The sequence below is a fragment of the bacterium genome, assembly GCA_021372615.1.
Taxonomy (GTDB): domain Bacteria; phylum Armatimonadota; class Zipacnadia; order Zipacnadales; family UBA11051; genus JAJFUB01.
The window spans coordinates 1-24672 of the sequence record JAJFUB010000027.1; the positions used below are offsets into that span (position 1 = coordinate 1).

At 67.8% G+C, this 24672-nt stretch carries 18 protein-coding genes; 5 read left to right on the forward strand and 13 right to left on the reverse strand.

All coding sequences use genetic code 11. The features are described from left to right. Together LLH23_04420 and LLH23_04425 are read left to right on the forward strand one after the other, a co-directional pair. Positions 1-838 (forward strand): CPBP family intramembrane metalloprotease (locus LLH23_04420; protein MCE5237718.1); only part of this gene is annotated, 838 nt, incomplete at its 5' end. Positions 839-873: 35 nt separating this feature from the next. Next, positions 874-2178, forward strand: coding sequence for a hypothetical protein (locus tag LLH23_04425; GenBank protein MCE5237719.1), 1305 nt, complete (start codon positions 874-876; stop codon positions 2176-2178). A gap of 66 nt (positions 2179-2244) precedes the next feature. Here the strand turns inward: LLH23_04425 and amrA are convergent, their stop codons facing one another. Continuing rightward, a complete protein-coding gene (amrA, locus tag LLH23_04430) occupies positions 2245-2793 on the reverse strand; it encodes an AmmeMemoRadiSam system protein A (protein MCE5237720.1) in 549 nt (182 codons plus the stop codon). A 64-nt stretch (positions 2794-2857) separates the two neighbouring features. After that, complete coding sequence (locus LLH23_04435; GenBank protein ID MCE5237721.1) at positions 2858-3880, reverse strand: site-specific DNA-methyltransferase; 1023 nt, start codon at positions 3878-3880, stop codon at positions 2858-2860. A gap of 117 nt (positions 3881-3997) precedes the next feature. On the opposite strand from LLH23_04435, the gene LLH23_04440 reads away from it, so the two are divergent. From LLH23_04440 to LLH23_04450, 3 genes are all read left to right on the forward strand, one after another. Further along, positions 3998-4474: a hypothetical protein gene (locus LLH23_04440; GenBank protein ID MCE5237722.1), complete on the forward strand. Its 477-nt coding sequence runs from the start codon at positions 3998-4000 to the stop codon at positions 4472-4474. A 147-nt stretch (positions 4475-4621) separates the two neighbouring features. Next, positions 4622-5827, forward strand: coding sequence for an argininosuccinate synthase (locus tag LLH23_04445; GenBank protein MCE5237723.1), 1206 nt, complete (start codon positions 4622-4624; stop codon positions 5825-5827). Positions 5828-5941: 114 nt separating this feature from the next. Next, positions 5942-6280: a hypothetical protein gene (locus tag LLH23_04450; GenBank protein MCE5237724.1), complete on the forward strand. Its 339-nt coding sequence runs from the start codon at positions 5942-5944 to the stop codon at positions 6278-6280. A gap of 111 nt (positions 6281-6391) precedes the next feature. Here the strand turns inward: LLH23_04450 and LLH23_04455 are convergent, their stop codons facing one another. The 11 genes from LLH23_04455 to LLH23_04505 form a co-directional block, all read right to left on the reverse strand. Further along, a complete protein-coding gene (locus LLH23_04455; GenBank protein MCE5237725.1) occupies positions 6392-7108 on the reverse strand; it encodes a ThuA domain-containing protein in 717 nt (238 codons plus the stop codon). Positions 7109-7167: 59 nt separating this feature from the next. Next, a complete protein-coding gene (mnmA, locus tag LLH23_04460) occupies positions 7168-8304 on the reverse strand; it encodes a tRNA 2-thiouridine(34) synthase MnmA (GenBank protein MCE5237726.1) in 1137 nt (378 codons plus the stop codon). Between the two features lie 214 nt (positions 8305-8518). Then, positions 8519-9382, reverse strand: coding sequence for a metallophosphoesterase (locus tag LLH23_04465; GenBank protein MCE5237727.1), 864 nt, complete (start codon positions 9380-9382; stop codon positions 8519-8521). A gap of 22 nt (positions 9383-9404) precedes the next feature. Further along, a complete protein-coding gene (locus LLH23_04470; GenBank protein MCE5237728.1) occupies positions 9405-10415 on the reverse strand; it encodes a hydrogenase expression protein in 1011 nt (336 codons plus the stop codon). Continuing rightward, positions 10412-12523, reverse strand: a complete 2112-nt coding sequence (locus tag LLH23_04475; GenBank protein MCE5237729.1) for a right-handed parallel beta-helix repeat-containing protein — start codon at positions 12521-12523, stop codon at positions 10412-10414. The genes LLH23_04470 and LLH23_04475 overlap by 4 nt, the downstream gene beginning before the upstream one ends. A 14-nt stretch (positions 12524-12537) precedes the next feature. Further along, a complete protein-coding gene (locus tag LLH23_04480) occupies positions 12538-13206 on the reverse strand; it encodes an HAD family hydrolase (GenBank protein ID MCE5237730.1) in 669 nt (222 codons plus the stop codon). Between the two features lie 65 nt (positions 13207-13271). Beyond that, positions 13272-16265 carry a UPF0182 family protein gene (locus LLH23_04485; protein ID MCE5237731.1) on the reverse strand — a complete coding sequence of 998 codons (2994 nt, stop codon included), beginning with the start codon at positions 16263-16265 and terminating at the stop codon, positions 13272-13274. A 53-nt stretch (positions 16266-16318) separates the two neighbouring features. After that, positions 16319-16828: a bifunctional nuclease family protein gene (locus tag LLH23_04490; GenBank protein ID MCE5237732.1), complete on the reverse strand. Its 510-nt coding sequence runs from the start codon at positions 16826-16828 to the stop codon at positions 16319-16321. Between the two features lie 152 nt (positions 16829-16980). After that, positions 16981-17769: a hypothetical protein gene (locus tag LLH23_04495; GenBank protein ID MCE5237733.1), complete on the reverse strand. Its 789-nt coding sequence runs from the start codon at positions 17767-17769 to the stop codon at positions 16981-16983. Positions 17770-18172: 403 nt separating this feature from the next. After that, positions 18173-19162, reverse strand: a complete 990-nt coding sequence (locus LLH23_04500; GenBank protein MCE5237734.1) for an MtaA/CmuA family methyltransferase — start codon at positions 19160-19162, stop codon at positions 18173-18175. A 99-nt stretch (positions 19163-19261) separates the two neighbouring features. Beyond that, the gene (locus tag LLH23_04505) at positions 19262-24607 is read right to left on the reverse strand and encodes a fibronectin type III domain-containing protein (GenBank protein MCE5237735.1); all 5346 of its coding nucleotides are present in this window, start codon (positions 24605-24607) and stop codon (positions 19262-19264) included. Positions 24608-24672 lie beyond the last annotated feature (65 nt).

The following is a 24672-nucleotide window of genomic DNA, read 5'->3' on the forward strand; positions in this document are numbered from 1 at the left end:
CGCCCCCCCCCCGCGACCATCGCCCGCAGGAGCCGTTGTGGGAGCGATCACCGACCGCGACCATCGCCCGCAGCAGCCGTTGTGGGAGCGGTCACCGACCGCGACCTGCCAGGAACACCACATGACCGACGAGACCACCGCTGACCAGCCCGAGCCCCAGCCCCGTGCGCCCTCCTGGTTACCGGCCTTTGACTGGAAAGGCGCCGTCATCCTCATCCTCGGCGTGGTCGCACTCACCATCGCCCACTACCACCCCGACCCGCTGGGCCTCGACCAGCGCTACCGGCTGTTCTCGTGGCATGCGCTCAACTTCCTGCTGCTGTTTGTGGTGCCGGTGCTGGTCATCAAGTTCGTCTTCCGCGAGCCTCTGGGCGACTACGGGCTGCAACTGGGCGACTGGCGCACCTGGGGCAAGTGGCTCCTGCTGTTCCTGGTGGTGTTCATCCCCTGTGCGGCCATTGCGTCGCGTCTGCCGGATTTCGCCCACTATTATCCGCGCTATCGGGCGATGCTCTTTGACCACCGGCTGGTCTTCGCCTCCATGGCCGGGTGGCTGGTGTACTTCTGCGCCTGGGAGTTCTTCTTCCGCGGCTTCCTGCTGTTCGGGCTGGGCAAGCGCATCGGGGCGCTGGCGATCTTCGTGCAGATGCTCCCCTTTGTGATGGCGCATTTCCCCAAGCCCGAGCTGGAATCGTGGGCCGCGGTCATCGCCGGCGTCGCGCTGGGGCTGATGGCCTGGCGCGGCAAGTCGTTCGTCGGGACCTGGTTGCTGCACTGGCTTGCAGCCACGGCGATGGACCTGTTCGTGGTCTTCTGGCCGCTGCTGCCTCCCAGGTAGTCCTGGCCGACACCTCGTTATCGGGAGTGTTCGTCATGTGGCGTTTCTGCCTGCCGTGCCTGCTGTGCGCAACGGTCGCCTGTGCCGCCGAGGCTGCCAACCCCTTCCCCCTCGGTGTCTACTGGCCGTGGGAGCGGGTGTGCGGCCATGCCCAGCGTCTCGGGATGGACAAGTGGCAACTGGTGGACCAGCGCCTGGCCGACATGCAGGCCCACCACGTGGACACCGTGTGGGTCGTGAACCTGAACATCAAGGACCTCGGGCCGCTGGCTGAGGCGTGCGTGGCCCACAAGATCAACCTGATCCCCGCCCTCGGCGAGCTGCACTACAGCCTCGAGTGGCGGCGCAACAACTGGGACTACCTGGAGAAGCAGTCGAAGGCGGCCCTGGCCGCTGCCGGCGAGAGCCCGGCGGTGATCGCCTGGGCCCTGTGTGACGAGCCCCGCAAGCCCATCGTCGCCGAGATGGAGCAGTTCCGCGTCAAGTTCGGCGCATGGGGCGCCAAGCAGCCCGGGATCGTGGTCACGATGTGGCCCGACACGCCCACATATGCCCGCGAGACGGGCTTCCCCCTCATCTGCACCGACATCTACCCGTTCTTCTCGGACAAGAACCCCAACGGCCCCAACCCCGCGAATGTCTCGCGCGGGTGGTACCGCCGGCAGGCGCAGATGACGGTCACCTCCGCCCTGGAGAACGGCAAGACCCCCTGGGTCATGCCGCAGATGTTCGCCGATGTCTGGGGGCCGTGGAAGTACGACGCAAAGGGTGACATGACGATCCTGCCGGGCGGGGTGATGCACTGGCGCGGACCGAGCGTCGGGGAGACGCGCTGGCAGATCTGGAGCGCTCTGGGCCTGGGCGCGCAGGGCGTGCTGTTCTATGTCCACGAATCGCCGGTCAAGGACAATGCCGACAAGCCGCCGTATGAGGGCAAGACGTTTCCTGAGAGCATGAAGGCGACGGAGGAGAAGGCGCTGCACATGGCCGGCGGGCTGATCCACCCCGATGGCTCGGCCACGGCGCAGTATGGCGCTATGTCCGAGGCCTTTGCGCAGGTGCGCAAGCTGCTGCCGGCGCTGCAGGGAGCGAAGCCGGTGGACATGTGGCCGGTGCAGGTGAGTGCGCCGGGCTGGATCGGGTTGCTGCAGACCCCGGACAAGAAGCAGCTACTCGTGGTCGTCAATGACGACACTGACCAGGCGCGGGAGCTGAAGCTGACCGGTGAGGTGAAGGGGCTGCGCAGCCTGCGGACGGGGAAGGTCCTGAAGGCGGGCAAGGACGGAGCGGTCCTGCTGAAGCTTGAGCCGGGCGACGGAACGGTGCTGGAGGCGCGGTAGGCCATCACGCCCGCCGCTTCGCGGCACCCCCTCTCCCACTGGGAGAGGGGGACAGGGGGATGAGGGCTACTTCTCCTCCCCAAACACCTCCGCCTCGAAGCACTCGATCTTCGTCGCGCTGTCTCTCCAGGCGTCCGAGGGCAGGCCGGCCTTCAGGCACGTATGCTCCAGGAACTCCTCACGGCCCCAGTTGTACTCCGTGGCGACCTGGGGCAGCAGCAGGCCGCGCCGGAAGCCTTGGCTCACGATGAGCCCGTGCCGCCCCACCTCGATGTCCTCGACGTCCCGCACCTCCGCGATGGGCGACATCACCGAGATCTCGAGCCGCAGGCCGGACACCTCAGCACACCGCACCGTGGGGAAGCGTGGGTCCTGCGTGGCGGCGGCGACGGCCATCTCGTGGACGGTCTCGATGAGCGGCAGGACGCCCTCGATGTGGCCGATGCAGCCGCGCAGGTCGCCGTCGGCGGTGTGGAGGGTCACGAAGGCGCCCTGGACGGAGGTCAGCATGGGGTCATCGGTCCGCAGGTCCGGGTCGGCGTCGCCGCAGCAGACGGCCCGGATAGACTGGCGGGCAACTTGCAGAAGACGCTGACGCTGCTGGTCGTTGAGCATGATGCACCTGCCGTTAGGTATTGCCCCGCAGACGGGGACAGACCCCCTGCGGGGTCAGCCCCCTTCAGACCTTCTGGTGTATCAGTATGTACTGATGGTGCACGTTCGACACGAAGGCATTCGGCACGCCAAAGGGGTACAGGTTCTTGCTGTCCTGCAGCAGGATCGTGATGCCCTTGAGCGGCACGCCGACTTGCTCGATGCGCCGGGCCAGATCGGCATGGAAGAGCACGAAGTGCGGGCCGTGGCGGAAGTCTGAGACGATGACCGCCATGTACCGCTTCGGCTTGAGCACCCGCCCGCACTCGCGGAAGATGGCGGCGAGGCGGTCCAGGAACTCGTCGTAGTCGGTGACGTTCCCCAGGTCGCTCTGGTCCTCGCTGTACTTGGTCGGTAGATCCTTGCTCGTGCGCTCCGCCTCCACCTTCATCCCCCGCTTGTCCAGGATGCTCCAGTACGGCGGGCTGGTGACGATGAAGTCGAAGGAGGCCCCCGGGACTGTGCCGAGCGTGGCGAGTGCATCGCCCTGGATGACGGTCTGCCCGGGAGTCAGGTACGCCGGACACTCCTGTCCGGCCTCCTGCGCCATGCGCCCGACAGGAGTGTCGGGCGTACCGGACTGCGCCAGTCGCTCCCGGGCTATCTGCGCCCATTGCTCGATCAGCTCGACGCCCGTGCCCACCCGCCCGCTGTCGCGGCAGGCGACCAAGGTCGAGCCGCTGCCCAGGAAGGGGTCCATCACGGTCTCCCCGGCCTTGGTGAAGAAGCGGATGAGGCGCTCGACATCCCGCTCGGAGAAGGTGGCCGGGTGCAGCAGCTTGCGCTTGTCGCGGGGCGGAGCGATGGAGGTCATGTAGCTGGGGAAGAGCTGACCGAGCATGTCCTGAGCGCGCTCGTCGCCCCGGGTCTCGCGCAGCCAGGCGGCGAGGTCGGCGACGTCATCCAGGGCCCAGCCGGGAGGGGCGTCCGGGCTGTTCGCGCCCACGCGGTCCGGGTCGGCGCCGGCGCGAGTCCACCAGAAGCTCTTGGTCTCCATGAGCCACTCGCGGTTTGTCAGGTCGTTGAGCTTGTTCGTGTACTTGGCCATGGCTGACGGGCCCGCTCCGGTGGGCGATTCGGCGGGAACTTGACGCTGGGCCGATTGTAGCATAAGGTGACTCGCAGTCACAACCGCCCCGGGCACGCAGTATGTGCGAGGTATGCCATGCGCAGTCGGCGCGCGCTCATCGGTGTCAGTCTCCTGATCCTCCTGGCCCTCGCCGCAGGGACCGCGCACTTCCTGGGGCGCCCCCCGCTTTCCGACCAGCAGAAGATCTACGCCCTCGTCGTGCAGGCCCAGAAGGCGGTCGAGAACCACAGCTCTGCCGGGCTCACCCGGTTGCTCTCCCGCGACTACGTGGACAGCTACGGCACCACGCGCCAGCAGCTCGTCGCCATGATCGTGCAGTGGATGCACGGGGGCGAGGAGGTGGTGGTGGTGCCCGAGATCACCGACCTGCAAATCCGGGAGCCCTTCGCCGACATGCACGTCCAGGTGCGCCTGTGGGAGGGGCGCGAGCCCGTGGGTCCGGGAGCGGAGTACGCCCTGGCGGTGCGCCTGCGCCGCGAGGGGCGGACGTGGAAGGTCATTACCGCCGACGGCTGGGCCGCGGCCCAGGGCGATGTCATGAACGACGAGTGAGGGTGGCCTTCGTCCGGAAGGCTTCCGCTGTCTCCGCCCGCCGTGCTATAATGCAGCCAAGGGAGCTGTTGCAGCGTTCCCTGGCGGTCCTGACCGGTACGGTCAGGACTGTTCTTTCCGCGCAGTCTGCGCCAGGAGTGAGCCGCCATGTCCAAACCGAAGTGCGTTCTGGCCTATTCCGGGGGGCTTGACACCTCCGTCGCCATTCGCTGGATCGCCGAGAAGTACGGTGTAGATGTCATCGCCGTGGCCGTGGATGTCGGCGAGGAGAAGGACTACGAGGGCATCCGCGTCAAGGGCGAGCAGGTCGGCGCGGTCGAGTCCCTCGTCATTGACGCCAAGGACGAGTTCTTCAACGACTACATCACCCGCGCGCTGCGCGCCAACCTGATGTATGAGCACAAGTACCCGGCCTTCACAGCCCTGGCGCGGCCGCTGCTGGCCCAGAAGCAGGTGCAGGTGGCGCTCGACACCGGCGCCGACTTCATCGCCCACGGCTGCACCGGCAAGGGCAACGACCAGGTGCGCTTCGAGGTCACCTACGCCGCGTTGGCCCCGCACCTGCAGGTCATCGCGCCGGCGCGCGAATGGAACATGACCCGCGAGGAAGAGATTGACTATGCCGAGGCCAACGGCATCCCCGTGCCGGTGGGCAAGAAGTCGCCCTACTCGACCGACACGAACATGTGGGGCCGCTCCATCGAGTGCGGCGTGATCGAGGACCCGTCGCTGGAGGCCCCCGAGGATGCCTGGGTGTGGACGGTCAGCCCCCAGAACGCCCCCGACCAGCCGACCTATGTGACCATTGACTTCGTCCAGGGCGTTCCCGTGGCGCTCGACGGGCAGCAGATGGGCGGCACGGAACTCGTCACCAAGCTCAACCAGATCGCCGGCGCCAACGGTGTGGGGCGGGTCAACATGATGGAGAACCGCCTGGTGGGCATCAAGAGCCGCGAGCTATACGAGACGCCGGCCGCAACCGTGCTGCTGGCCGCTCACCGCGACCTGGAGAGCCTGACCCTCGACCGCGAGACCGCGCACTTCAAGCCGATGCTGGAGCTGCGCTGGTCCGAGCTGGTCTACTACGGTCTGTGGTTCACGCCGCTGCGCGAGGCCATTGACGCCTTCATGACCGAGACCCAGAAGCTGGTCTCGGGCCAGGTGACAGTCAAGCTGTACAAGGGCAACTGCGAGGCCGTGGCGCGCACGTCGGAGAACTCGCTGTACGACTTCTCCCTGGCCAGCTACGGCGAGGCCGACACCTTCGACCAGAGCAAGTCCAAGGGCTTCATTGACATCTGGGCGCTGCCGGCCAAGGTGGCTGCGGCGGTGCGGCGCAGTCAGGAGCGCTGAGGGCGGGGGGGCGAAAAAGGCGGAACTCTGACCGTCACTTCCTGCGTCTATGTCCATAGTCCCGGACAGTCGCTAACGCTTCTTGACGAGCGTGGAGCACAGGAGGTAGACACGATGAGCCGCAAGGTGCTGTTGGTCGCAGTCGTGCTGTTGCTGGTGATGGCCCTGCCGGCCTTCGCCCAGCAGGCCGGACAGGGCGAGCAGGGCGGGCAGCGAGGTTTCCGCCCCGGCATGATGGGGCCGATGATGATGGGCGGCGGCCAGACCCCGGTCATGATGATCGCGGAAGGCAGCATCTACGTCATCTACATGGGGCAGTTGTCCATGTACAACGCCAAGACCCTTGAGCTGGTCAAGACCATTGCGCTGCCGATGCCGCAGATGATGGGTGGTCCTGGCGGCCCGCCGGCTGCCGGCGGACAGGGCGGTCCGCCGCCCGCGCCGCCCGGTTAGCCCGAAGGCTGTTGCCGAGAAGCACCAGGCCCCGACCATGATGGTCGGGGCCTTTCTCTTTTGCTCCTCCGCACAGCCGCCCGTACGGCAGGCGGCCTCGCCTGCCAGGCCCTACAGCGGTTCCAGCGGCGCCACATTGCCACGGGTGATCCGCGGCGGGTCGGTGGGGGCGGCCCAGTGTGTCGCGTTGGCGATCACACGCAGTACCTGCTCGTGGTAGTAGACGGGGTATGTCTCGTGGCCGGGCTGGAAGTAGAAGATCTTGCCCTGCCCGCGCGTGTAGCAGCAGCCGCTGCGACAGACCTCGCCCCCGGGGAACCAACTGATGAACACGAGTTCGTCCGGCGCGGGGATGTCGAACGGCTCGCCGTACATCTCCTCGTGCTCGATCTCGAAGTACTCCGGCAGACCCTCGACGATGCGGTGTCCGGGGGCCACGACCCACACCCGCGACTTCTCCCCCGCCTCCCGCCACTTGATCTGCCCGGTCGTGCCCATGAGCCTGCCGAAGAGCTTGCCCACGCACGCGGAGTGCAGGAAGACGGCGCCCATGCCATCGAGGATGCGCTGGTGCACCCGGGCGACGATCTCGTCGCTGAAGTCGGCCTGCGCGATGTGGCACCAGTAGACGAGCACATCGGTCTCGGCCAGCCGCGCCTCAGTCAGGCCGTGCTCAGGCTCGTCCTGGGTGGCGGTGCTGACCTGCAGGTCGGGGAAGCGGTGGAGGTAGTTGGCGATGGCCCCGTGGATGCCCTCGGGGTAGACCCTGGCGATGTGCTCACTCGTCTGCTCGTGACGGTTCTCGTTCCAGACCAGGACGCGGATCATCAGGGCACCTGCCTGCGGGAGATGGGCGCAGGTTCGCCACGGCGCGCCGCGGCCCCTGCTCAGGTAATCGTCCCGCCACCGAGAACATGGCCGTCGTCAGGGTCGTACAGCGTGAGGAGCTGCCCGGGGGCGGCCACCGCGGGGCGCTGCAGGGCGAGTCGCAGGCAGCGCGCGGCAGCCTCTGCCCGCTCCACGCCGGCCGCGATGGGCTGCTGCCGGTAGCGCAGCATCGCCAGCACCGGCCGCCCGGTAAGAGCTTCCGGCCAGCCGCCCTCGGGCAGGTCGCACCAGTTCACGTCCTCGATCTCGACCTGCCCCCGGCACACGTCGCCATACTCGCCCACGACCAGTGTGCCGTCAGCGACCCGCTTCTCGATGACGTACATGCGTCGGCCGCTGCTCAAGCCGAGGCTCTTGCGCTGCCCGACCGTGTAGTGGTGTAGGCCGCGATGCTCGCCCAGGACGTGGCCCTCTCGATCCACGATGGGGCCGGGGGCGTCGGGCAGGTCGTGCCGTCGCAGGAAGTCACCATAGTGCCCGCGCGTGATGAAGCAGATGTCCTGGCTCTCGGCCGTCTCGGCGGTGGGCAGACGCGCCTCGCGGGCCAGTTGCCGCACCTCGGCCTTCGTGTACTCCCCCACCGGCAGCCGCACATGGGGCAGTGTCGTCTGGTTGAGGTGGCTCAGGGCGTAGGACTGATCCTTCTCGGGGTCGCGGCCCGGCAACAGGAGGCAGCGGCCGGTCGCGGTCGGTGACCGCTCATACAGACGCGGCTCCTCGCAGTGGATGCGGGCGTGGTGGCCAGTGGCGATGCAGTCGGCGCCGATGGCCAGGGCCTGGCGCAGGAAGCGGCCGAACTTGAGGTGGCGGTTGCAGCACACGCAGGGGTTGGGGGTGCGACCGTCGGCGTACTCGCGCACGAACGGGGCAATGACGCTGTCGCGGAAGTCGGCGACGAAGTTCATCACATAGTGGTGAACGCCCAGGGCGTCGCACACGCCCCGTGCGCGCTGCACGCTGTCGAGCGAACAGCAGGGAGTGTGGGTGTCCAGGTCCGCCTCGACCTCGTCGGCGAAGAGCTTGAAGGTGACGCCCGTGACCGCGTACCCCTGCCGCTGCAGCAGCAACGCGGCGACGGAGCTGTCCACGCCGCCGCTCATGGCCACGAATACCTTGTGTGGTGGCGACTGGGTCATCGTTGCGGTTCTCGTCGCGGTCGGTGAGGGCTCGTACACCGGAGCTCCGGGGAAGGGCCGTTTCCCAGGGCCGTAGTGCGGGCTTCCAGCCCGCCAGAGAGGGGAAAGGGGGCGTCGGGTGACGGGGGCTTCCGCCCCCGCCTAGCATGAGCCGCGCCTCCGGCGCTGACGGCCCCGTTCCCGTCTTACCGTTCCCGCCTCACTGTTCCCGCCTCTACAGATTCAGCCGCTTGACTTGCACGCTGAAGCTCTCGTCGGTGCATTCCACCAGCAGGTAGTGGTAGAAGCCGCCGCTGGGCGCCTCGGCGTACAGCGGGGCGCCGCCCCCGCCGCTGATGAAGTAGTGGACCCCATCACGCTGCTGGTGGTTGTAGAGATGCTCGTGGCCACTGAAGACCGCGCTGACCTTCTGTCGGGCGAAGAGCATGTGCAGGCGGTCGCGGTAGTTGGGGTAGCGGTCCAGCGCGGAGCCTCGGTGGACGCTGACGGGGAACAGCGGCTGGTGCAACGTCACGAAGATGAACCGCGCCTGCGCCGCCGCGGTCAGGTCGGCGTTGAGCCACTGCCACTGTGTGCCGGTGATCTGCCCGTACTGACCAGGCTGCTGGGAGTCGAGGATGATGACATGCACATTGCCGACGTTGAACGAGAAGTAGCGCCGGCCGAAGTACCGCTCGAACAGCGGGCTGCCGTCATCGTGGTTGCCGATGGTCAGGGCCAGGGGGATGGGCGTCGGCTGCATCAGGGGAGCGATGGCCGCGAAGAAGCGCTGCCACTGCTGCTGAGTGGCGGCGAGGCCCTTGGCGCCGTCAATGTAGTCGCCCAGACCCATCACGAACTGGGGCTGCTCGACCGCCATGGCCCGGGCGATGCTGCTGGTGATGCGGAAGCGCGAGGCATCGCCGGCCGGCTGGCAGTCGCCGAAGACGCAGAAGGCCAGCCCCTGTCGGGTCGGCGCCAACTGGGGCTTCTGCCGGTTGATGGAGGACGGGAACTCGTCGGCCTGCAGCGCCAGCGGCAGGAGCAGGACGACCAGGGCAACAGTGATGCGGCGCAGCCGGCAAGGGTATCTCGGCATTCGTCAGCGTCCCAGCGCGGGGTCAGAGGATCCGGGTGATCTCATCCTGGTCATAGCGCGGCATGGCCCGCGGGCGGCCGCGCTCCACAAGTATAACACCGTCCGCAGCCTCAGTGGCCGACCCGATCTGCGCGCAGGGCACACCCACGGCCGCGCACGCCGCCACGGCCCGGTCCACATCGTCCGCCGCCACCGCCGCCAGGAGCGAGCCGGAGGCGATCAGGCCCAGCGGGTCAGCGCCGTACTCCGTGCACAGCCGCTGCCCCTCGGGCAGGATCGGGAGCCGCTCGGCCTCGATCCGCAGGCCCACACCGGAAGCCTCGGCCATCTCCCACAGCCCGGTCGCTACCCCACCCTCGGTGGGGTCGTGCAGGGCGTGGGGGCGCAGCGCCCCGCACAGCGCCCGGGCCTCGGGCAGGACCATGATCCCGGGATCGAGCAGCAGCCCCGCACAGCGGTCCAGGAAGGCGGGCTCGTACCCGCGCCCGAGCAGGTCCTCCCGCTTCTCGCGGGCAATGAGCGACACGCCCTCCAGCGGGAGGCCCTTGGTCAGCAGGATGGCGTCACCCGGGCGGGTCCCGTCGGGCCGCACGAGGGCGCCACGGGCAACCGTGCCGAGCATCTGCCCGATGAGGATCGGCCGGTCCAATCCGACCGTGATCTCCGTATGCCCGCCGATAAGGCTGATCCCCGTCGTGGCGCAGGCCTGGCGGAGCTGGGCGAAGATGTCCTCCACCCGCGCCTCGGTGGTGTGCTTCTCGGGCAGCAACGCCGTCACGAGCAGCCAGCGCGGCACGCCCCCGCTGGTGGCAAGGTCGTTGCTGTTCACCGCCACCAGGTAGTAGCCGATGGCGTCGGTGGCGAAGGTGATGGGATCGGTCTTGGTGAGGAGCAGCTCATCGTGGCCGAGGTCGAGGACGGCCACATCGCGCCCCACGCCGGGGCCGATGACGACCTCCGGCGGCAGCTCAACCTGCGCCAGCAGGCGCGCCAACAGGGCGGCATCCAGTTTGCCCGGGGCCAGGGTCTTCATCGCTGCTCAGGCGGACGCGGACCCACGTCCGACAGGTCAATTGGCACAAAGCCCAACGCGATGGCCGGCGAACCCTCGGCCAGCGTGAAGTCCGCATGGGCGGGATCGGCGCACTGCGGGTCGGCCACGACCGAGTGCAGTTCCAGCCCCATGCCGCGCAGTTGCGCCAGGCTCAGCTTCTCCTCGCCCTGTCTGGCGAACGGCGCGCCCGCGACGTCCCAGATCAGGTTCAGGTCGCTCTGCATGTTCGGCTCGGCGAGCTTGTGCCCGTAGCCGCCGATGTGGATCGGCTGCCCGTCGCTCAAGATGATGTTGCGCTCGAAGGTCAGCGAGTTGTGCACCTCGCCCCGGCGCGAGAGCTGGACCATGCCCTCGCGCCCGAAGGCCCAGATGTTGTTGCGCACGATGTTCTCGCGGCCGTAGTGTTGGTGGAAGACCGTGCTGCTCGTATTGTAGCAGACGTTGTTCTCGATGAGGATGTGGCTGCTGCCCTCGTCGGGGTAGATCGCCCAGCCGCCGTAGTTCGACTTCTCGATGTCGTGGATCAGGTTGCCGCGCAGCACCGTGCCCGGCTGCACCCCGAGCGTATAGATGCCCCCCATGTCGCTCAGGATGCCCTTGCCCAGGTCGTGGATGTGGTTCTTCTCGATGTGGTTGTCGTGGCTGATGTTGTCGGCGAAGCCCCAGATCCAGCCGCACGAGATGCCCGTGTAGTAGAAGTCGTGGATGTGGTTGTGGCTGACGTTGTTGCCGAAGCTGTGCAGCATGGCCACGCCACAGGCACTCAGGTACACATGCCCGCCATCGTGGAGGTGGTTGTCGGTGAGCTGGTTGTGACCATTGCGCCAGGCGGGGTTGCCCTCGAAGTCTGCGCCGTCGAGCTTCAGCCCACCGGCGCCCAGGTCAGTGATCTCGCAGCCGACGATGCGGTTGGAGAAGCAACCCTCCTGCATGTCGAGCCCATACCCGCCGACGTGGGCGATGCGGCAGTTCTCGAACGCGCACTGCTCCGCGCCCTGGAGGACGACCGCGCCGGGCACATGGAACGCCGCCTGCGGCATCGCGGCGTACTCCTGGTAGGGGTCAGCTTCATTGGCGAGGACGAAGTGGCGGAAGGAGTCGCGCTGGCGCCACTGCTCTTCGGGGCGGTACGGGTCCACCCAGCGGCCGAAGCCGGTCGTGTCCCGCCAGTCGGTGTGCTCGAAGGCGAGCCCTTCGAAGCGCAGGCCGGTGACGGGCTTGCCGCCGTCGAGGTCGCCCTGCACGCGCAGCAACTGCTGCAACTGCGGGGCCACGACGGTGGTGTTCTCCGGCGTCTCGCCTTCAAGGGGAAGGTAGTAGAGCTTCCGCTCGACGGGGTCCAGGTACCACTCTCCGGGCTCGGTCAGCGCCTCGAAGACGTTCTCGACGTAGTACTTCGCTGGGGAGTTGTGCACATCGTCTTTGAGCACGAAGATGCTGCGGTGGCACGAGTGAACCCATCCGGTCTCAGGATAGAAGTAGTCTATCGGCATGCGTTCCTCGACCCAGAAGTGCATGACGATGACGTCAATGTCTGTATAGTTGCGCCACTGCTGGATGTCGCCCGCCTGGGCGCGGAACCGGTCGGCGCCCTCGAAGAGCTGCCCATCAGGCACATGCGGCGCCTCGGCCATCCAGAAGAAGCCTTCCTTAGGCAGTCGCGGTCGCATAGCCCGTCGGCCATTGACGAACAGGGAGCGGAACGTCTCCCCGTCCTCCAGCAGGGCCGAGACGTCCGCCACCCAGGCCCGGACGCCGTTGACTTCCGTCTCGCCCCAGCCGGTGATCTCGACGCCGCCGTCGAAGACCGGCTGCTCGCCCGGATAAGCCGCGTACGTCGTCGGCCCGCTGTCTTCGGGGCCGAACTGCAGGGGCTTGCTCAGGCGGGTGCGCCCGCCGCGGATCCAGACCGTCAGCGGCCCGAGGCAGGCAGCGCTGCGCCGCAGGGCGCGCACCTTCTTCTGCGCCGCGCCAATGGTCGCCAGCGGACCGTCGGTCTTGTTGACGTTCGGCTCGGCCAGTCTGCCCGACCAGCCGTCGTTGCCGTCCGGCGACACGAACAGATCCTGGGCGCCGAAGTCGGACATGGTGCGGTCTCCTCTCAGCCAGACGCCAACAAATCCTCCACAAACGCCGGCACATCCGCATAGGACGCCTCGGCTCCGAGATCGGCGAAGTGCTCGGCCGTGGCGCCGGTGGTGTAGACGCCCACGCCGCGGCTGCCCGCCGCGTGGGCGCACTCCACATCGCTGCGGTGGTCGCCGACCATCACGGCCTGTCCGGGCGCGACCCCGAGCTGCGCCAGAGCAGCCAGCAGGTGCGCCGGATGGGGCTTGACGATGTCCACGTCATCCCGCGTCAGGCGCACGTCATGCGGCAGCGGGTGGCGCGCCAGCAGTTGCTCCACGCAGGCGCGGCAGTTGCGGGTGACGATGCCGATCTTCAGCCCCGCGTCGTGCAGGCGCTGGAGCGCCTCCGGCACGCCGGGATAGGGTGCGGCCAGCGCGCAGGTCTCCATCTCGACATCCACCAGCACCTGGGCGGCCTGGGAGGCGAACTCGTCGCGCCGGGCCGGGTCGTCCAGCTTCGCCGCGGCCGACTCGATCACTTCCAGGACATAGCGGTTCTCGCCCATGCCCTCTTCCCACAGGCCCCACTGGCGGACCAGGTCATAGATGCGGCGGCGCATCTCGCCGAAGTCAATGTTGGTCTCGGCGAGCGTCCCGTCGAAGTCGAAGATGACGGCCCGGATGTTGGGTGGGTGGTCCATGGTCCAGTCTTAGCCAAAGGGCGACACGTAACGTGCCGCCCCTGGGATGGTCACAAGAGCCGACCCTACTGAACGCCTTGCAGGGCCCGCCGGATCAGTTCCTGCTGCTGGCGCTGCTTGGCCTGGTAGCCGGCCAGATCGCCCTGCGCGAGGGCCTGCTGGGCCTGCCGATCCAGCTCCACAGCCTGCTCGAGCAGTTGCCTCACCGTGGACACGCCCGCACCGGCGACCGCGCCGGCGACCGGGGGCGGCGCCGGAGTGGCCGTGGCGCCCCCGCCCGCCGGGCGAGCGATGACTGACGACGCCTCCTGGCCGAACATGCGCGCCAGGGCCTCGTTGAGCGTCGATGCATTCACGATCCTGTCGCCGTAGGCCATGACGACCAGCTTGAGCTGCGGCAGCGGGCTGTTGGGCGCCTCGAGGTAGAAGGGCTCCACATAGAGCAGCGCGCTGTTGATCGGGATGACCAGCAGGTTGCCGCGGATGATGCGCGACTGTTGCTGACCCCACAGGGTGATGAGCTTGGAGATCTCCGCATCCTGCGAGATCAGGCTCTCCACCTGCATGGGCCCCGGCACCAGGGCCGCCTTCGAGAACTGGTAGACGACGAGTTGCCCGTAGTTCGGGGCGTCGCAGCGCCCGGCCATCCAGGCCACCATGTTCTTGTCGGCGCGCCCCGCCAGCGTGAAGGGCACCATGAGCAGGAACTCCTGGTGGGTGTCCGGCTCGCTGGGCAGGCTCATGTTGACGTAGTACGGCTCCACTTCCCGCTGGCTGTTGGCGTACACTTCGGGCGGGATGGCCCACATGTCTTCCTTCTGGAAGAACGTCTGCGGGTTCTTCATGTGGTACTTGGAGTAGACCTCCGCCTGCACCCGGAAGAGCAGCGCCGGGTAGCGGATGTGCCGCTGCAACTCCGGGGCCATCTGCGCGAAGTCGCTGAAGAGCGTCGGGAAGACGTGCCGCCAGCACTCGACGACGGGGTCCTGGCGCTGGCCGGGCCCCGGGGGCATCACGTAGAACTGGGGCAGCCCGTCATAGGCGTCGGTGACGACCTTGACGGAGTTGCGCACATAGTTGGCGCCGAACCACGAGGTCCGCGCGGAATACGGGTACAGGTTGCTGGCAGTGTAGGCGTCGCTGATCCACTTGAGTTCGCCCCCGGAGACGACCAGGTAGGGATCAGGGTCGTAGCCCATGATCGGCGCCAGAGCCATCAGGCGCTCGGGCAGCGCGCGGTTGAACAACACGCGGCTCTCATGTGTGATGGAGGGTGTGAGCAGAATGGGCAGGTGGCGGAAGCGCACGAAGAAGCAGAAGCGCCGGAAGAAGCTCGAGAGCTGTACGTCGCCCTTGCCGGTGTAGCGGGTGGTGGCATTGCCCGCCGCCGGGCTGGTACCGGGGTCCACCTCGCCCTTCTCATCGCCCTGCGGAAAGTCGAACTCGAGTTCCTTGGTGTTGACGATGGCGTACGACACGTCAGCCGTGGCCGGGCGAGCGCTGCGCGAGCCACGCGCGCTCTGAGAAGCCGGCTGCTGCTGGCCCGCCGGTGACGGCGGTCCCTCCGGCCCCGGCTCGGAGGGCGGCGCCGCGGCAGGAGCCTTCTCAGGCTCGAACTGCTGCTCATACGAGGTGATGTACTCGATCAGTCGCGGGTGCAGGCTGGTGTAGTAGTACAGTTGCGGGCGCTTGACCGAGAAGCCGACCGAGGACTCGGGCGGGAAGTCCTTCACCCAGTAGTTGGGCAGCCCGTCGCCCACGATCTCATTGACCGGCGCCATGCACAGCCCGTAGCCGTGGGTGTACAGCAGGTACTGGCTCACCCAGGTGGGCCGCACAATGCCCGAGTGATCCAGCTCGCGCGCCGCCAGCATGACCTGGCGCTCGCGCCCGTTCACCGTGTAGCGGTCTACATCCACGTCGCTGAACCGGTAGTAACTGCGCAACGCCTGCGTCTGCTGGAACGTCGTCTCCAGGGGCCGGTGGTCCCACAGGCGGATGTTCTCGAGCGTCTCGCGGTTCCGCACCAGGTGTTGGGTGGTGAGGGAGTTGAGCACCGTATGGGGCTGTGCCCTGACCGTGTCCAGCCCGTAGGCTTTGAGCGTAGCCGTGATGTTGTGGTTGATGTACGGCGTCTCCAGGCGAAGCTGGTCCGGGCGTACCACAAACTGCTGCACCATCGCCGGGTACATCCAGCCGCCCAGCAGGGACACCAGCAAGACAACCGCCAGCGCCCCCAGGGGGAGGTTGAAGCTACGCAGGCGCGTGCTGATGAACATGACGATGCCGGCCACCGCCGCGAGCACCACGAGGGCGTACAGCACCGGCAGCCGCCCATGCACATCGGCGTACGAGGCGCCGGCGAACTCCTGGCCGCGGGTCGAGTACAGCAGGTTGTACCGCGCCAGCCAGTACGAGACCGCCTTGACCAGCAGAGCCAGGCCCAGCAGGCTCAGCACCTGCACCCGCGCCCGCGGGATGGCGTGCAAGGTGTTGCCGACCAGGCGAATCGACTCCTGGTAGACGTGCACCAGCACGGTCACGACCAGCGTGATGGCGACCGCGTAGAAGACCGACTGGACGAGGTAGTTGAGGAAGCCCAGGCGGAAGACGTAGAAGCCCACATCGAGCCCGAACAGGGCGTCGCGGTCGCCAAAGGCCCCGCCGTGGCGCAGCAGCAGCCACTCCCGCCAGCGCCCGGAGGCGACGATGCCGGCCATGACGGCGCCGGTGAGGGCGAAGATCAGCAGGCCGCGGTCGGCATACTGCTCGATCTGCTGGCGCTCCTCCTCGGGCAGCAGGCGCTTGCCGATCAGCGTCAGGTCAGCGGGCAGGGGCCGCCGCGCCAGGCGCAGGTTCCAGTACAGGAACACCAAGAACAGCGCGCCCAGCAGCAGGCCCAGCCAGACCCGCGTGCCCAGGATCGTCACGAACACCGGGGCCTGGCCCAGAGCCTGGTACCACAGGTAGTCCGTGTACATGATGAAGGCTTTCTGAATCAGAATGAGAGCGAAGACAGCTCCCATCCCGTACGCCATCAGTCTACTCGAACGAGTCACGCCATTCCTCCAGTCATACACCCCGGGGGCGGACGAGGCCGTCTGCGGCCCGCCTACTCCTCCAGGTCCTCATTGTCCAGCAAGTCCGGCCCGGCGGGGAGGTCATCCAGTAGCTCCTGCAGCCGCGCGATCTCGGCGCGGTTCTGCCCGCCGGCTTCCACCTCATCATACAGTACCTGCGCCTCCGCCAACACCTCTTCGGCGACATAGATCGGCGCGTCGACCCGTAGGGCGAGGGCGATGGCATCGCTGGGGCGCGCGTCAATCTCCAGCGACCGCTCACCCGCTTGCAGGTTCAGCGTGGCATAGAAGGTGCTGTCGGCCAGCGCCGTGACCGCCACGTGGTCCAGACGGGCGCCGAGTTCCTCGATGACGGCGCGCAGCAGATCGTGAGTCAGCGGGCGTGGGAAGTCCTGTCCCTGCAGTTGCGTGGCGATGGCGTTGGCCTCAAAGGGGCCGATGCAGATCGGCAGCAGCCGGCGGACCTGCTCGTCGGCCAGCAGCACGAACGGCACCCGCCGCTGCGGGTCAACCCCCACCCGGTAGACTTGCATCCTGACCATGGCATACGTCTTCAACTTTCTCCCGGACGAATCCTGCCTGCCCCAGAGCGCTCCGCCGGGGACCGGCGGGGCGAACGCTCAGTAGGGCAGGCGATCTGCCTGCCCTACCAGGGGGAAGCGTCATCTTGAGGGAGGTTTCGCCGTCCGCCGCGCTATCCCTGCACACTCTCGTCATACGCGATGCCGGCGGCGCGCACGGCCTCGGCCCAACTGCCGAAGTTCTCGGTGCGACAGGCGGCTTCCATCAGTCCGCGGTAGCCCAGCCGGCGCATGTTGCCGTTGTGCACCGATTGTCCCTGTTCGTGCAGGCCGGAGATGGTGTGGATGATCTTCTCGCGGGTCCAGCGGTTGATCTTGCGGATCTGGTCGTAGTCCAGTCCGGCGGCGCGAATGGCTCCGCCCCAACTGCCAAAATAGCGGGGGCTGCTGGCGGCGGACACCAGCGCGCCGTGGTAACGCTTGGCGTCCTCGTGACTGAGCGACTCGCCGGCCTCGTGTAGCTCGCGGATGCGCTCACAGATGCGCTCGCGGTCCCAATACTCGTGCTTGCTGACCTCTTCGTAGTCAATCCCCGCGGCCTCGATGGCCTCGCGCCAACTGCCGAAGAAGCGGTCGCTGATGGCGACGACCACCAGGTACTGGTGGTTGCGCTTGGCGGCCGAGTGCGACAGGTCTTCACCGCTCGCGTGTAGCTGCCGGATGCGCTCGAGGATATGCTCCTTGGTCCACTTGCGCTTGCGGCGGCAGACTTCCTTGGGGTCCAGCCCCGCCTCGATGATCGCGTTGCGCCAACTACTGAAATACTCGGGCTTGTACGATGTGGTGACCATGCCACTGTAGCCCAGTTCGGCCATGCTGCGGGTGCTCAACGAGTGTCCTGCAGCGGCCAGAGTCCGGATGTCCTCCATGATCTTTTCCCGGGACCATTTCTTGCGGCTCATCTCAAACCTCCGTGGAATAGCAGCAACTCAGCAGCGTGGGCTGCTGATCTGGACGAGGTGTGGCGTTTGCTCGTCTGCTGTGGCCAAACTGCGAGGGCTGTGCCCTGGTGTGATCGGGCACCAGGGCGCGACGAGGGAGCAATACGGTCACTGAGTGCGCCCCGACAGTCAGGTCAATAAACCTGAGAAATGTACCACAGCCGTCTGAGACTGTCAACTGAACCTACGTGACCCGTCTGCCTGCCTGTCTGCGATCACCTCCGCTCTCGTGACAGGTTCGCCGTCACACGCACTCCCGGACATGCACGCACCCGAGATGCGGCGCTGGCGTATCAGTACACGAGGGGTATGACGCTCGTGCCTGGCGCGGGGTTCCTTCGTGCGAGCGAAGACGTCCGCGGGCTCAGAGGAACGCCTCGGCGATGGCCCGCAGGTTGGCCGTGGGCGTGGTCAGCGGCACGGCACACTCCGGCGCGACAATGTCCACCCCCGCCTCGCGCGCCTGGCGCACCGCCGTCCGCACGGCTTCCGGCGTGCCACGCAGCAACAGCTCCGGGTTGTTGAGGTTGCCCATCAGCGCGAGGCCTTCGCCGGCGAGCTGCCTCGCCGTCCCTGCCGGTACCTTGGACTCGAAGTGGAAGCAGGCGAGGCCGCTGCGCGCGATCAGGTTGATGCGGTCGGCGGTGTTGCCGCAGATGTGCAGGATCAGGGGCACGCGGCTCTCCCGTGCCAGACGGCAGTGCAGCGGCCACAGGAACTGCTCGTACATCGCGGCGGAGACCAGGTCGCCCGTGGCGTGGTCGGCCAGCGTGACCACATCGGCCCCCGCTTGCCGTTGAGCCTCGGCGAACAGCAACGGGACCCGCATGAGCGCCGCCAGGATGCGGTGCACCTCGGCGGGGTCGTCCAGAGTCAGCATCAGGAACTGCTGCACTCCGAACAGATGGTAGGCGAGCGTCCAGGGGCCGAAGACCTTCCCCACGAGGGCCACCTCGTCGCCATACCGTCCCTTCAGTCGGGCGAGAGCCTCCAGAATGACGCGCACCGGAGCGCGCTGGAGCAGGTCGTCGGGAATGACAATGTCCGCCGCCGTCCGGCACGGATGGGTGGTGGCGTCCGGCATCATGTCCCGTCGCCCCCAGTCCACCTCACACCCCAGGGCCGCTGCCTCGTGCTGGACCGAGAAGTATGGCATGGCTGTGTCGTAGCCGAGGATCTCGACACTGGTCGCCGCCAGCCCGGCCATGAGGTCGGGATCGAGGTGCGCCTCCGGGAAATGGCACCCACAGGCGTCCATGAGGCTCGTGGTGGCAGCGGACACGCAGTTGCCGACGGCGGGCCGGTCGGTGGGCCGACGCTGCAGGGCCGCGAGGAAACGCTGTCGCGAGTTCATGGGCCTAGGTTCGCTCCGGGGCCAGGCCAACCTGCACCCGTAAGCGATGGGGCCGCCGGCAAGCCGGCGACCCCATGCGGGGCGTGTTCGTCACACAACCTACGGACTGGCCGTGGCGATGGTCGCGATGGGCGAGGTGGCGGTCTCCTGTCCGGACACGGCCACGGCCCGGACCCGGATCGTGCTCCCCGGTGGCAGGGAACCGATCCTGAGCTTGAGCTGCGCCTGGTAGCTGCCCTGCCCGGTCACCGCGGCGGTGCGAGCCGCCGGAGCGCCGTTGATGCTGTACTGGAGGTAGACGCTGCTACCGCCGGTTCCCGTCACGTCGGCGCTGAGGACCAGGTCCTGGCCCACCAGCGCTGTCCCGGGCGTGTCGCTCAACTGCACCGACAGCGTCGCGGCGGCGGTGCTCAGGCTGCTGCTCTCGACGTCCGTGGACGACGGGCTCGCGCTGCTGCTCGAGGAGGTGTTGTTGACCGGGATCGCCGAGACCTCTGCGGTGAACCCCGAGATCTGGTTGTAGCGACGATAGCGCATCTTGTAGTAGTAGCGGGTGCCATTGGTCAGCCCGCTGTCCACGTACGTCATCGGGTCGGTGGTGCCAGCGGCCGACACGATGATCGTCGGGGCCGCGGTGTAGGCGGTGGTGCCCGTGCGGCGGTAGATGTCGTACTGGCCGCCATAGCCGCCTTCGGTGGTCACGGTCGAGGTGGAGAACGACGGGGGCGGCGGCGGCGGGCCTACCTCGTCCTCGCTGTCGGAACGGTACCAGGTCAGCAAGAGCTGTCCGCCCGAATCGGCCGCTACGTCCGCGACCGTGAAGCTGGTCGGCGGATCGAAGGCCAGCACGTTGTTGTTCTCGGAGGCGCACTGGGCGGCAGTGCAGGCCTCGGACTCCTGGCCGCCGTTGGACACGGCTGTGATCGTGTACTCATACAGAACCAGGTCTATGGGCACCGTGGTGTCCGACCAGGAGTAGCTGGCGGCATTTGTCGCCGTCACCGTCCCGACCACACTCGGCGTCTGCGACACGTTGGCCATGCAGCGGTAGATGCGGTACGAGGCGACGTGGTCGCGCCCGATGCCGTCGTCACTGGATCGCGTCCAGGTCAGGTCAATGACCTTCCCGGTGTCATACGGGTGGTCCACGGCGGTCAGACCGGACGGGGGCAGAACGGGGCGGTTGTCCACGGGCACGCCCGCTACCCTCGCGCTGGGCGCCGACGTTCCGGTCGCGCCGATCGCGACGGCCCAGCAGTAGTAGGTCTGGCCGGCGGTCAGGCCGCTGACCTGCGCTTCGTACCGCGCCGCCCGGGTGGCGACGACGGTGGCCCCGAACGTGCCGGCCCCGGTGGTGCTGGTGGCCCAGAAGACCGTGTACTGCGTGACCTCGGGGTCGGCGGCGGTGTCGTCGGTCGAGGCGGCGAACGAGACCTTCAGAGAGGTCCCCGCGTCGCTCGGCCAGTCCTCGACCACGACGCCCGTGGGCGCGGCCGGCGGGGTGTTGTCCACTGGCACACCGATGGCGCTCGCCCGGGTGGACTCGTACTGGCCGTCGTACGCCGACACGCTGATGTTGTATGACGTGCCGGCGGTGAGCCCGGTCACCGTGTAGGCGTAGCTGGCCGACTTCGTCGCCGTGATCTCGCCGATGTATGTCGGGTCGGAGGCGTCGGCGGTGGCGACGACACCGGTCACGCTCTTGTAGACGAAGTACTTGGTCACATCGTTGATGCCCTTGCCGTCGTCGGCCGAGGCGTTGAAGGTCAGCCGCAGCGCCACCCCGTCGTCTCCGGCGACATCGGCCAGAGCCACGCTCTGCGGCGCCCCGGGCGGCATGTTGTCCACCGGCGTGGCGTTCCCGCCGACCCGGGCTGACTCGTAGGCGCCGTCAAAGGCGGCGACCGTGATGTTGTAGGCCGTGCCCCGCGTCAGGCTGCCGATCGTGTAGGCGTAGCTGGCGGCGTCAGTCGCCGTGATGACCGCCACGCACACCGGGTCGGCCGTGTCGCTCGCGAGGCGCTTGTAGACGCGGTATCTGCTGACATCGTTCGCGCCCGCACCGTCGTCGGCCGAGGCGTCGAAGGTGAGCGTGAGTGACGTCCCGGTGTCGCCCGGGGTATCCGCCACCACGACGTTGCGCGGCACGCCAGGTGGCAGGTTGTCCAGCGGCGTGCCGTTCGCGCCTACTCGAATGGACTCGTAGGTGCCGTCAAAGGCCGCCACCGAGATGCTGTATGAGGTGCCCCGCGTCAGTCCGCCGACGGTGGAAGAGTAGCTGGCGGCCCCGGTCGCGGTGATGACCGCTACGCAGGTTGGGTCGGCAGTGTCACTCGCCAGGCGCTTGTACACGCGGTACCGCGTGACGTCCCTGGCGTTGGCCCCGTCATCGAGCGAGGCGTCGAAGGTCACGATCAGGGCCGTGCCGGCATCGCCGGGGACGTCCGCCACGACCACATTCCGCGGCGGGTCCGGGGCGATGTTGTCCGTCGGTACGCCGGAGACCCGCCCGGTCGGCGCCGACGAGCCCGTGGGAGCGACGGCGATCACCCAGAAGTAGTAGGTCTGCAGGGGCGTCAGGCCGGCGCACTTGGTCGCATACGTGGCCGAGCGCGTGGCCGTCACTTCCGCGACCTTGCTGCCCGCCGAGGTGGCGTCCGGCGCCTGGTAGATGTCGTACCGCGAGACCTCCCGGTCAGCGCTGGTGTCGTCGGTGGAGGCGTTGAAGGAGACGCGCAGCGCCGTGCCGTCATCATTCGGCCAGTCCACCACGGCCAGGCCCGTCGCGGGCGCCGGCAGGGTGTTGTCCAGAGGCGTGGCATCCCCGCCGACGCGAGCCGACTCGAAGGCCCCATCGTACGCGGCCACGGTGACGTTGTATGACACCCCGTTGGTCAGACCCGTGAGGTCATAGACATAGCTGCCCGCGCCGGTGGCGGTGATGACGGCCGCGCAGATCGGGTCGGCGGTGCTGCTGGTCGGCCGTCTGTAGATCCGGTAGCGCGTCACATCCTTGGCGCCGCTGCCGTCGTCCAGCGAGTTGTCGAAGGCGACCCGCAGGACGCCGCCGTCGTCATTGGGCACGTCCGCCACACGTACGTTCCGCGGCGCCCCCGGCGCCAGGTTGTCCAGCGGCGTGCCGTTCACGCTGACCCGCGTGGAGGTGAAGGTGCCGTCGTACGCCTCCACGCTGATGGTGTACACGAGGTTCCGCGTCAAGCCGCCGACGGTGTAGGAGTAGCTGGCGGCATTCGTCGCGGTGATGACGGCGACACAGGTCGGCTCGGCGGTGTCGGTGCCCAGGCGCCTGTAGACGCGGTATCGGTTCACATCATCGGCCCCGGCGCCATCGTCTGCCGAGGCGTTGAAGGTGAGCACCAGAGCCGTCCCGGCATCGTTGGGGGCGTCCGCGACCGCCACGTTCTGCGGCGGCCCGGGCGCCACGTTGTCCACCGGCGTACCGTTCGCGCTCACGCGTGCGGAGGCGTAGACGCCGTCAAAGGCCTCGACGAAGATGGTGTAGGTGGCGTTCCGGGTCAGGCCGCCGACCGTGTAGGAGTAGCTGGCGGCATTGGTCGCGGTGATGACCGCGATGCAGGTCGGCTCGGCCGTGTCGCTGGCTAGGCGCTTGTAGAGGCGGTAGCGAACGACGTCGTCGGCGCCTGTCCCATCGTCAGAGGAGGGCTGGAAGGTGACGTTCAGGGCCGTCCCGGCATCGGCCGGCGCATCGGTCACCGCCAGGTTCCGCGCCGGCCCCGGCGCCAGGTTGTCGAGCGGCACACCGTTCGCGCTCACCCGCGTGGACGTGAAGACCCCGTCAAAGGCCTCCACGAAGATGGTGTAGGTGACGTTGCGGGTCAGGCCGGTGACGGTGTACGAGTAGTTGGAGGCGTTGGTCGCGGTGATGACCGCGATGCAAGTCGGCTCGGCGGTGTCGGTGCCCAGGCGCTTGTAGACCCGGTACCGGTTCACGTCGTCGGCGCCGGTGCCGTCGTCGGAGGAGGCCTGGAAGGTGACGTTCAGGGCCGTCCCGGCGTCGCTCGGCGCATCGGTCACCGCCAGGTTCCGAGGCGGGCCCGGCGCCAGGTTGTCGAGCGGCACACCGTTCGCGCTCACCCGCGTGGACGTGAAGACGCCGTCAAAGGCCTCCACGAAGATGGTGTAGGTCGTGTTCCGCTTCAGCCCGGTGATGGTGTACGAGTAACTGGGGGCGTTCGTCGCCGTGATCACGGCGATACAGGTCGGGTCGGTGGTGTCCGTGCCCAGGCGCTTGTAGACCCGGTAGCGGTTGACATCGTCGGCGCCGGTGCCATCGTCGGAGGAGGCCTGGAAGGCCAACTGGAGCGCCGTTCCGGCGTCCCCCGCCACATCCGACACGGTCACATTGCGCGGAGCGCCGGGCGCCAGGTTGTCCACCGGCGTGCCGTTGGCGCTGACGCGCGTGGAAGTGTAGACGCCGTCAAAGGCCTCCACGAAGATGGTGTACGTCGTGTTCCGCTTCAGCCCGGTGACGGTGTAGGAGTAGCTGGACGCGTTGGTCGCGGTAATGACGGCGATGCAGGTCGGGGCCGTGGTGTCCGTGCCCAGGCGCTTGTAGACCCGGTAGCGGTTCACATCGTCGGCGCCGGTGCCGTCGTCCGAGGAGGGCTGGAAGGTGACGTTCAGGGCCGTCCCGGCGTCAGCCGCCACATCGGTGACCGCCAGGTTCCGCGGCGGGCCCGGCGCCAGGTTGTCGAGCGGCACACCGTTTGCGCTCACTCGCGTGGAGGCCGACGTGCCGTCGAAGGCGTCCACGAAGATCGTGTAGGTTGTGTTGCGCTTCAGCCCGGTGATCGTGTACGCGTAGCTGGCGGCGTTGGTCGCCGTGATGACCGCAATGCAGGTCGGATCGGTGGTCTCGGTGCCCAGGCGCTTGTAGATCCGGTAGCGGTTGACATCATCGGCGCCGGCGCCGTCGTCGGCCGAGGCGTTGAACGCCACCCGCAGCGCTGTCCCGGCATCGCCCGCCACGTCAGTCACCGCCAGGCTCTGGGGCGTCCCCGGCGGGGGGTTGTTGTTGACCGGGGTGGCATCGGCCGCGACTGCGCTGGACTCCGATACCCCATCGTAGGCCACGACGGAGATGTGGTAGGACACACCAGCGGTCAGGCCGCCCAACGTGCAGGCGTAGCTGGCAGCGTTCGTCGCGGTGATGGTGTAGGCGCAGGTGCCCAGCCCGGTGCCGCTGGTCAGCCGCTTGTAGACGCGGTACCGGATGACGTCGTCGGCGCCCGCGCCATCGTCGGCCGAGGCGTTGAACGCGACGCGCAGAGCCGTCCCGGAATCGCCGGCAACGTCAGTCACTGCCAGGCTCTGTGGCGCCCCCGGGGCAGGATTGTCGGCCAGTGCGAAGCCGGCCAGCAAGAGGATGAAAGCGAGTGACACGGCGAATCTGTGTGACCGCATAGACCACCTCAGTAAGGGGTGCTCAAGAACAAGACTTGCGACAGCCCGAGCCTGGCGCCACGCGG

Excerpts from the sequence above, each read along its gene's own strand:
- LLH23_04450 (MCE5237724.1), top strand. The coding sequence starts at position 5,942 with ATGAGCCGCAAGGTGCTGTTGGTCGCAGTCGTGCTGTTGCTGGTGATG.
- LLH23_04425 (MCE5237719.1), top strand. The coding sequence starts at position 874 with ATGTGGCGTTTCTGCCTGCCGTGCCTGCTGTGCGCAACGGTCGCCTGT.
- LLH23_04435 (MCE5237721.1), bottom strand. The coding sequence starts at position 3,880 with ATGGCCAAGTACACGAACAAGCTCAACGACCTGACAAACCGCGAGTGG.
- amrA (MCE5237720.1), bottom strand. The coding sequence starts at position 2,793 with ATGCTCAACGACCAGCAGCGTCAGCGTCTTCTGCAAGTTGCCCGCCAG.
- LLH23_04495 (MCE5237733.1), bottom strand. The coding sequence starts at position 17,769 with ATGAGCCGCAAGAAATGGTCCCGGGAAAAGATCATGGAGGACATCCGG.
- LLH23_04480 (MCE5237730.1), bottom strand. The coding sequence starts at position 13,206 with ATGGACCACCCACCCAACATCCGGGCCGTCATCTTCGACTTCGACGGG.
- LLH23_04470 (MCE5237728.1), bottom strand. The coding sequence starts at position 10,415 with ATGAAGACCCTGGCCCCGGGCAAACTGGATGCCGCCCTGTTGGCGCGC.
- LLH23_04440 (MCE5237722.1), top strand. The coding sequence starts at position 3,998 with ATGCGCAGTCGGCGCGCGCTCATCGGTGTCAGTCTCCTGATCCTCCTG.
- LLH23_04465 (MCE5237727.1), bottom strand. The coding sequence starts at position 9,382 with ATGCCGAGATACCCTTGCCGGCTGCGCCGCATCACTGTTGCCCTGGTC.
- mnmA (MCE5237726.1), bottom strand. The coding sequence starts at position 8,304 with ATGACCCAGTCGCCACCACACAAGGTATTCGTGGCCATGAGCGGCGGC.
- LLH23_04505 (MCE5237735.1), bottom strand. The coding sequence starts at position 24,607 with ATGCGGTCACACAGATTCGCCGTGTCACTCGCTTTCATCCTCTTGCTG.
- LLH23_04455 (MCE5237725.1), bottom strand. The coding sequence starts at position 7,108 with ATGATCCGCGTCCTGGTCTGGAACGAGAACCGTCACGAGCAGACGAGT.
- LLH23_04490 (MCE5237732.1), bottom strand. The coding sequence starts at position 16,828 with ATGGTCAGGATGCAAGTCTACCGGGTGGGGGTTGACCCGCAGCGGCGG.
- LLH23_04475 (MCE5237729.1), bottom strand. The coding sequence starts at position 12,523 with ATGTCCGACTTCGGCGCCCAGGATCTGTTCGTGTCGCCGGACGGCAAC.
- LLH23_04445 (MCE5237723.1), top strand. The coding sequence starts at position 4,622 with ATGTCCAAACCGAAGTGCGTTCTGGCCTATTCCGGGGGGCTTGACACC.
- LLH23_04500 (MCE5237734.1), bottom strand. The coding sequence starts at position 19,162 with ATGAACTCGCGACAGCGTTTCCTCGCGGCCCTGCAGCGTCGGCCCACC.